Source organism: Streptomyces sp. NTH33, from assembly GCF_003236365.1.
Classification (GTDB): domain Bacteria; phylum Actinomycetota; class Actinomycetes; order Streptomycetales; family Streptomycetaceae; genus Streptomyces.
Window position 1 is genome coordinate 1 of record NZ_POTZ01000305.1, and the last position, 8,552, is coordinate 8,552.

The following is an 8,552-nucleotide window of genomic DNA, read 5'->3' on the forward strand; positions in this document are numbered from 1 at the left end:
GGGGACGGACGCAGGGGGCGGCGGCGCAGCCGTTGCCGCCGGAGCAGCCGGCGCCTCCGGCGACTTCCGCGGCGTACGGATACCCGTATCCGGCGAGTCAGCCGGCGTACGGGTACCCGCAGCAGCCGCAACAGCCGCCGCAGCCGGCGGTGGCGGCCGGGTACGGGTATCCGCCCGCACCGGACCCGGAGTTCCGGCTGCCACCGCAGGGGCCGCAGTTCATCGGGCGGTGAACAGGTACTCGGCGGTGCTCTGCGGGGGCGGGGCGACCATGGGGGTCACCGGCCCGCCTTGGACTTGTAGCCCCTGCCCCACTGCAGTCCCCAGCCGTACAGACGGTCCAGTTCCGACTGGAAGCCGTAGACGAACCTGACCTCGCGGCGGACGGTCAGTTCGCCCTTGGCGTTCTCGATGAGCACGACCGCGCAGGAGCGGGCCTGGGGATGGCGCTCGTCGAGGCCGATCTCGATGCGGGGGCCGTTGCTCGGGTACATCGTGACGATCGCGTGGGTGCGGTCGAAGGCCGGTGTCTGGTCGTAGATGTAGACGAAGACCAGCAGCCGTTTGATGGCGTCCCGGTGGTCGAGATTGACGTAGATGGTCTCACCGGACCCCGACCCGAACCGGTCGTCGCCGCTGAGTTTGACGTACGGCGGCACGTTCACGTCGCCGAGGAAGTTGCCGAGGGGCTGGACGACCCCCTTGGTGCCGTCGGTCAGCTCGTACATGCAGCCGAGGTCGAGGTCGACGTTGACCATGCTCTGGCTGTGCCCGATCACCTCCGGCGGCTTGAGCGCCTTGAAGGGGTGCCGCAGCAGGCTCTGCCGGGTGGGGCCGCCGATGTCGGAGCTCCGCATCCGCCAGGTCAGGTTGATCCGCAGATGCCCGGTGGCCGCGCCCTGCTTGGTCAGCGACACCTGACGGTGCCGTTTGGTCAGCTCGATCGCGTTGGACGCCGCGCTGCCCGAGTCGAACTCGGCCGCGCGCCCGCCCAGCAGACCGTCGAAGAGCCCCATCTCCCGTACCGCCCCCAGTTCACCGCACACCGGCCCCGCACGCACGTACGCATGTACGCCACGGGGCGGCCCCGAGGACCCGGCTCAAGACGCCGTCGTCCGCGTCGGCCGCCCCGCACAGAAGCGTTCCTCACCCAGAGGGCCGTCACACCCCCGAGGTGGTCACACCTGCGACGAAACCTCGGTCTTCCGGTCCGGGCCCGCCTCTCCCTCGGCCGCCGCGAGGGCGCGGTTGCGGCGTACGGAGGACCAGAAGGACCAGGCGATCAGGACCACGCCGACCAGGCCGGTGATGACCTCGTTGATCTCGTACTGGATGGTGACCATGAGGATCACGGCCAGCGCGCCGATCGCGTAGTGCGCGCCGTGCTCCAGGTAGACGTAGTCGTCGAGGGTGCCCTGGCGGACCAGGTAGACCGTGAGCGAACGGACGTACATGGCGCCGATACCGAGGCCGAGGGCCATCATGATGATGTCGTTGGTGATGGCGAAGGCGCCGATCACGCCGTCGAAGGAGAAGGACGCGTCCAGCACCTCGAGGTAGAGGAACATGAAGAACGCGGCCTTGCCCGCCAGGGCGACGGCCGAGCGCTTCCTGCCGGTGCGCACGGCCTCTTCCTCCTCCTCGTGCTCACGCTCCTCCTCTTCCTCGAGCTTGTCCTCGAAGTAGCCGGAGAGGCCGCCGACGATCAAGTACGTGATCAGACCGGCGATGCCGGCGATCAGCACCGTCTCGGCCTTGTCGACGTGGCCGCCGCCGTGCTGGTGGGCGTGGGTGGCGAAGGTGAAGGAGCTGATCAGCAGGACCACCAGGGCGATGCAGACCGACAGCATGTCGACCTTGCCCAGTTTGGCCAGCGGCCGCTCGATCCAGTGCAGCCACTTGATGTCCCGGTCCTCGAAGATGAAGTCCAGGAAGATCATCAGCAGGAACATGCCACCGAAGGCGGCGATCGCCGGGTGGGCGTCGGTCACCAGCTCCTGGTAGCGGTCCTTGTTGGTGAGCGCGAGGTCGACGGCCTCGATGGGGCCCATCTTGGCGCTGATGGCCACGATCACGACGGGGAAGACCAGCCGCATGCCGAAGACCGCGATGAGCACGCCGACCGTGAGGAAGATCTTCTGCCAGAAGGCATTCATCTTCTTCAGGATTCCGGCGTTGACGACCGCGTTGTCGAAGGACAGCGAGATCTCGAGGACGGAGAGGATCGCCACGATCCCGAAGGCGGTCCACCCCCCGTAGAAGACCGCTGCGACCAGGCCGAGCGCGGTCACCGCGAACGACCAGCCGAAGGTTTTCAGAAGCACTGGCTACCCAATCCGTATCTGTACGGGATTTCTACGGGTCTCCCCCGCGCCGCACGTGGCTTTACGAAACGTTGACTCCGAAGTCTAGAGCGATGCCCCGCAGTCCGGACGCGTACCCCTGACCCACGGCCCGGAACTTCCATTCGCCCTGGTAGCGGTAGAGCTCGCCGAAGATCATGGCCGTTTCCGTGCTGGCGTCCTCGCTCAGGTCGTAGCGCGCGAGCTCCTGGCCGTCGGCCTGGTTGACGACGCGGATGAAGGCGTTGGAGACCTGGCCGAAGGTCTGGCCGCGCTCGTCGGCCATGTGGATCGAGACGGGGAAGACGATCTTCTCGCACTGCGGCGGCACCTTGCCGAGGTCCACGAGGATCGACTCGTCGTCGCCCTCGCCCTCACCGGTGAGGTTGTCACCGGTGTGCTCCACCGAGCCGTCGGGGCTCTTGAGCTGGTTGTAGAACACGAACCACTCGTCGCCCAGCACCCGGTTGTTGCCTGCGCACAGCAGCGCGCTGGCGTCGAGGTCGAAGTCGGCTCCGGTGGTGGAGCGCGCGTCCCAGCCGAGCCCCACCATGACGTTGGTCAGGTTGGGTGCGGCCTTGGAGAGGGAGACGTTGCCTCCCTTGGCGAGCGTGACGCCCATGATGCTGGTCCTCCCCGAGGTGGTGCCGGTGTGGTTGTCCTGCGCGTCCGGCGCCGCACTGAAACGCGCGGCGCCGGACGGTCGGGATTGCTGCGGTCGTTCGGACCTGTGCTCAGACGTTCACGCCGAAGTCCTGGGCGATGCCGCGCAGGCCCGAGGCGTACCCCTGGCCGATGGCGCGGAACTTCCACTCCGCGCCGTGGCGGTAGAGCTCGCCGAAGACCATGGCGGTCTCGGTGGAGGCGTCCTCGCTCAGGTCGTAGCGGGCGATCTCCGAGCCGCCGGCCTGGTTCACCACGCGGATGTAGGCGTTGCGGACCTGGCCGAAGGACTGCTGGCGGTTCTCGGCGTCGTAGATCGACACCGGGAAGACGATCTTGTCGACGTCGGCCGGGACGCCGGCGAGGTTCACCTTGATCACCTCGTCGTCGCCCTCGCCCTCACCCGTGAGGTTGTCACCGGTGTGCTCGACCGAGCCGTCCGGGCTCTTGAGGTTGTTGAAGAAGACGAAGTTCTGGTCGCTGCCGACCTTGCCGGAGTTGTTCAGCAGCAGCGCGCTGGCGTCGAGGTCGAAGTCGGTGCCGGTCGTGGTGCGGGCGTCCCAGCCCAGGCCGACGAGGACCGCGGTCAGGCCCGGGGCCTCCTTCGTCAGCGATACGTTGCCGCCCTTGCTGAGGCTGACTCCCACGAGTCCTCCATTGGTGTCCGGGGGCCGGGAGCCCCGTCGTGCATCGGATATGGGATCAACGACTCGATCCTAGTGACGGGTTCCCGGCCCCTGCAGGCCCTGAAGCCGATGAATCACCGGTGTCGGGCCCGGGTCGCCGGGTCCGGGGGTCACAGGGCGTCGAGCGCCTTCACGTACTCGTTGAGGTCACGCGCGTCCGGCAGGCCGTTGACCACGGTCCACCGCACGACGCCCTCCTTGTCGATGACGAAGGTGCCGCGCACGGCGCAGCCCTTGTCCTCGTCGAAGACGCCGTAGTCGCGCGAAGTGTTGCCGTGCGGCCAGAAGTCGCTCAGCAGCGGGTACTCCAGCCCCTCCTGCTCGGCGAAGACGCGCAGGGTGTGGATGGAGTCGTTGGAGACGGCGAGCAGCTGGGTGTCGTCGTTGACGAACTTCGGCAGGTTGTCGCGCAGCGCGCACAGCTCGCCGGTGCACACGCCGGTGAAGGCGAACGGGTAGAAGAGCAGCACCACGTTCTTCTCGCCGCGGAAGTCGGACAGCTTCACGGTGCGGCCGTGGTTGTCCTTGAGCTCGAAGTCGGGTGCCTTGTCGCCGACCTGGATCGCCATCGTCCTGCTTCCCTTCGGTGGGACTGTTCGGGTGAGACCACCCTACGCAGTGATCACCGCAGGCCGCCGGACGGGCCGGGTGCGAGCCGGCCCGTCCGGCGCTCGAGTGAGGACGGGGCCGTTCGGGCCGGAGCGGGGGCCCGGGGGCGCAGCCCCCGGGGCCGGCCGCACCGGCCGACGGTCATCGGAGAGAAAAGGTCACCGCTTGGACTTCGCCGCCTTCGGCGTCGCCAGGCGGCTGCCGCTCCAGTCCTTGCCCACACTGACGCTCTTGCTCGCCGACAGACCCGCCGTGGTCGCGGCTTCAGAGATGTCGCTCGGCTCCACGTACCCCGCACGGCCGGTCTTCGGCGTGAGGAGCAGGATCGCGCCGCCCTCTTCGATGTACGCGGTGGCGTCCACCAGCGCATCCGTCAGGTCGCCGTCCTCGTCGCGGAACCACAGCACCACGGCGTCGGCCACGTCGTCGTAGTCCTCGTCCACGAGCTCGCTGCCGATCGCTTCCTCGATGGACTCGCGGAGCTCCTGGTCGACGTCGTCGTCGTAGCCGATCTCCTGGACCACCTGCCCGGGCTGGAAACCCAGCCTGCCGGCCGGGTTGGTCCGCTCCTCCGCGTGGTCCGCGGTCGCGCTCACGGGTTGCCTCCTGATGATGTTGCGATATGGGTCTTCCAGCCACGCGCGTGCGCGAAGCATTGGCCGTAGTCCACACGGGCGGGCCGAATCGCGCAAGTACCCGGCGGTTCGGACCGTCGAAACGGTGACGATCCCGGCGGTGTCGCCGCAACTCCTGACACGGTATCGCGACCGGCGGTGACACACACCACACCCTTCCGCCCGGTTTGCGTGTTCGGGAACCGCGTGCGGGCGGGGACGCGGAGGGATGCGCTTGTTACCTCGGGGTAGAGATGACGTTTGGCTCGTACGAGGTACACGATGGGGAGCGGTGCAGACACAGGCAGGCAAACCGACTGGAACCCAGGGAAACTCCAGAACAAGCCCAGAAACGCCCCAGATATGTCAGCCCTCTGACAGGTAAGGAACAGCGTGGCTTCCGGATCCGATCGAAACCCGATCATCATTGGCGGCCTTCCGAGTCAGGTTCCTGACTTCGATCCCGAGGAGACCCAGGAGTGGCTCGACTCGCTCGACGCCGCCGTCCAGGAGCGGGGCCGGGAGCGGGCCCGCTACCTCATGCTCCGGCTGATCGAGCGCGCCCGTGAGAAGCGCGTGGCCGTCCCCGAGATGCGCAGCTCGGACTACGTCAACACCATCCCCACCAAGAGCGAGCCGTTCTTCCCCGGCAACGAGGAGATCGAGCGCAAGATCCTCAACGCCACCCGCTGGAACGCCGCGGTGATGGTCTCCCGCGCCCAGCGCCCGGGCATCGGCGTCGGCGGTCACATCGCCACCTTCGCCTCCTCCGCCTCCCTCTACGACGTCGGTTTCAACCACTTCTTCCGCGGCAAGGACGACGGCCGCGGCGGCGACCAGGTCTTCTTCCAGGGGCACGCCTCCCCGGGGATCTACGCGCGCGCGTACCTGCTGGACCGGCTCACCGAACAGCACCTGGACGGCTTCCGCCAGGAGAAGTCCAAGGCGCCCTACGGGCTGTCCAGCTACCCGCACCCGCGCTCGATGCCGGACTTCTGGGAGTTCCCGACCGTCTCCATGGGCCTCGGCCCGATCGGCGCGATCTTCCAGGCCCGGATGAACCGCTACATGCACGCGCGCGGGATCGCGGACACCTCCGACTCGCACGTGTGGGCGTTCCTCGGCGACGGCGAGATGGACGAGCCGGAGTCGATCGGCCAGCTGTCCATCGCCGCCCGTGAGGGCCTGGACAACCTGACCTTCGTGGTCAACTGCAACCTGCAGCGCCTGGACGGCCCGGTGCGCGGCAACGGCAAGATCATCCAGGAGCTGGAGTCCGTCTTCCGCGGCGCCGGCTGGAACGTGATCAAGCTGATCTGGGACCGCTCCTGGGACCCGCTGCTGGCGCAGGACCGCGACGGCGTGCTCGTCAACAAGATGAACATCACGCCGGACGGCCAGTTCCAGACGTACGCCACCGAGTCCGGCGCGTACATCCGCGAGCACTTCTTCGGCGACGACCACCGGCTGCGCAAGATGGTCGAGCACATGACCGACCACCAGATCCTGATGCTGGGCCGCGGCGGTCACGACCACCGCAAGATCTACGCGGCGTACAGGGCGGCCCTGGAGCACAAGGGCCAGCCGACGGTCATCCTGGCCAAGACGGTCAAGGGCTGGACGCTCGGCCCGAACTTCGAGAGCCGCAACGCCACCCACCAGATGAAGAAGCTGACGGTCGACGACCTCAAGCACTTCCGCGACCGCCTGCACCTGCCGATCTCCGACCAGGAGCTGGAGTCCGGCCCGCCGCCGTACTACCACCCGGGCCGCGACAGCGACGAGATCCAGTACATGCACGACCGCCGCAAGGGCTGCGGCGGCTACGTGCCGACCCGGATCGTGCGCTCCGCGCCGCTGCGGCTGCCGGACGACAAGACGTACGCGTCCGTGAAGAAGGGCTCCGGGCAGCAGGCCATCGCCACCACCATGGCCTTCGTCCGGCTGCTGAAGGACCTCATGCGGGACAAGGAGATCGGCAGGCGGTTCGTGCTGATCGCGCCCGACGAGTACCGCACCTTCGGCATGGACTCCTTCTTCCCGAGCGCGAAGATCTACAACCCGCTGGGCCAGCAGTACGAGGCGGTCGACCGCGATCTGCTGCTCGCCTACAAGGAGTCGCCGACCGGGCAGATGCTGCACGACGGCATCTCCGAGGCCGGCTGCACGGCCTCGCTGATCGCGGCGGGCTCCGCGTACGCCACGCACGGCGAGCCGCTGATCCCGGTGTACGTCTTCTACTCGATGTTCGGTTTCCAGCGCACCGGCGACCAGTTCTGGCAGATGGCCGACCAGCTGGCGCGCGGTTTCGTCCTGGGCGCGACCGCCGGCCGTACGACCCTGACCGGTGAGGGTCTGCAGCACGCCGACGGCCACTCCCAGCTGCTCGCCTCGACCAACCCGGCGTGCGTGGCGTACGACCCGGCGTACGCGTACGAGATCGCGCACATCGTGCAGGACGGCCTGCGCCGGATGTACGGCGGCGACGAGCAGCACCCGCACGGCGAGGACGTCTTCTACTACCTCACCGTCTACAACGAGCCGATCCAGCAGCCGGCCGAGCCGGCGGGCGTGGACGTCGAGGGCATCCTCAAGGGGATCCACCGGATCGGCGAGGGCACCGCGGGCGAGATCCCGGCGCAGATCATGGCGTCGGGCGTGGCGGTGCCGTGGGCGCTCCAGGCGCAGAGGATCCTCGCCGAGGAGTGGAACGTGAGGGCCGACGTCTGGTCGGCGACCTCCTGGAACGAGCTGCGCCGCGAGGCCGTGGCGTGCGAGGAGCACAACCTGCTGCACCCGGAGGAGGAGCAGCGGGTGCCGTGGGTGACGCGGAAGCTGAGCGGGGCGGAAGGGCCGTTCGTGGCCGTCTCCGACTGGATGCGGTCGGTGCCGGACCAGATCGCGCGGTGGGTGCCGGGGACGTACCAGTCACTGGGCGCCGACGGCTTCGGCTTCGCCGACACCCGGGGTGCGGCCCGGCGGTTCTTCCACATCGACGCGCAGTCGATCGTGGTGGCCGTGCTGACGGAGCTGGCCCGGGAGGGGAGGGTCGACCGGTCGGTCCTCAAGCAGGCCATCGACCGCTACCAGCTCCTCGACGTGACGGCGGCGCACCCGGGAGCGGCGGGCGGCGACGCGTAGGGCCGCTCCACGGGCGGCGGGGTCTGCGGCCCCGCCGCCCGTGGCCGCGTCAGAACATGCCGTTGCCCCAGGTCGCCGCCCCGGCCAGCGCGACGATGGCCAGCAGCGTGTCGATGGCCCCCAGGACCAGGGCGACCAGGGCCGGCAGCGAGCGGTTGCCCGCCCAGCTGCGCCCCATCGCCAGCCAGCCGCAGACGACCGCCACCGGCCCGAGGATGATGCTCAGCACGAAGAACCCGGCGACCGCGCAGATGGTTCCGATGATCCCGAGCGTCGCACGGTCCGGCCCGGTCCGTGACCACGTCCGGCCACGTGACCGGGGGTACCCGCGCGTTCCGCGTCCGAAGCCCGCCATCATCAACTCCCTGAACCCGTTGTCGAGTTGGAGTTACCTTGGGTTCACGGATGCGGGTACCCCGGTTCCTTCCGTCGAAGCCGCCCGCGCGCCGCCCGCCCCTCTCCAGCGGCGCGCGGGCGGCTTCGACGGAAGGAACCGG

8 protein-coding genes and 1 pseudogene are annotated in these 8,552 nt (G+C 68.6%); 2 read left to right on the forward strand and 7 right to left on the reverse strand.

Annotation, left to right across the window (positions count from 1 at the left end; translation table 11 throughout):
- Positions 1–233: pseudogene (locus tag C1I97_RS40730) on the forward strand (TerD family protein); the annotation flags it as partial.
- A 45-nt stretch (positions 234–278) separates the two neighbouring features.
- On the opposite strand, the gene C1I97_RS25085 reads toward C1I97_RS40730, so the two are convergent.
- The 6 genes from C1I97_RS25085 to C1I97_RS25110 form a co-directional block, all read right to left on the reverse strand.
- Positions 279–1,016: a TerD family protein gene (locus tag C1I97_RS25085; RefSeq protein WP_111005439.1), complete on the reverse strand. Its 738-nt coding sequence runs from the start codon at positions 1,014–1,016 to the stop codon at positions 279–281.
- Between the two features lie 162 nt (positions 1,017–1,178).
- Positions 1,179–2,324 (reverse strand): DUF475 domain-containing protein, encoded by a 1,146-nt coding sequence (locus C1I97_RS25090; RefSeq protein ID WP_111005440.1) that lies wholly within the window; start codon positions 2,322–2,324, stop codon positions 1,179–1,181.
- Between the two features lie 61 nt (positions 2,325–2,385).
- On the reverse strand, positions 2,386–2,964 hold the full coding sequence (locus C1I97_RS25095; protein ID WP_073952013.1) for a TerD family protein: 579 nt from the start codon (positions 2,962–2,964) through the stop codon (positions 2,386–2,388).
- A 112-nt stretch (positions 2,965–3,076) separates the two neighbouring features.
- A complete protein-coding gene (locus C1I97_RS25100; RefSeq protein WP_111005441.1) occupies positions 3,077–3,652 on the reverse strand; it encodes a TerD family protein in 576 nt (191 codons plus the stop codon).
- 149 nt (positions 3,653–3,801) lie between these two features.
- A complete protein-coding gene (locus C1I97_RS25105; protein WP_111005442.1) occupies positions 3,802–4,260 on the reverse strand; it encodes a peroxiredoxin in 459 nt (152 codons plus the stop codon).
- 198 nt (positions 4,261–4,458) lie between these two features.
- On the reverse strand, positions 4,459–4,896 hold the full coding sequence (locus C1I97_RS25110) for a DUF3052 domain-containing protein (RefSeq protein WP_181446900.1): 438 nt from the start codon (positions 4,894–4,896) through the stop codon (positions 4,459–4,461).
- Positions 4,897–5,307: 411 nt separating this feature from the next.
- Between C1I97_RS25110 and aceE the strand changes: the two genes are divergently transcribed.
- Positions 5,308–8,055, forward strand: coding sequence for a pyruvate dehydrogenase (acetyl-transferring), homodimeric type (gene aceE / locus C1I97_RS25115; RefSeq protein ID WP_111005444.1), 2,748 nt, complete (start codon positions 5,308–5,310; stop codon positions 8,053–8,055).
- 49 nt (positions 8,056–8,104) lie between these two features.
- Here aceE and C1I97_RS25120 read toward each other — a convergent pair whose 3' ends face one another.
- Positions 8,105–8,413: a small hydrophobic protein gene (locus C1I97_RS25120; RefSeq protein ID WP_111005445.1), complete on the reverse strand. Its 309-nt coding sequence runs from the start codon at positions 8,411–8,413 to the stop codon at positions 8,105–8,107.
- Positions 8,414–8,552 lie beyond the last annotated feature (139 nt).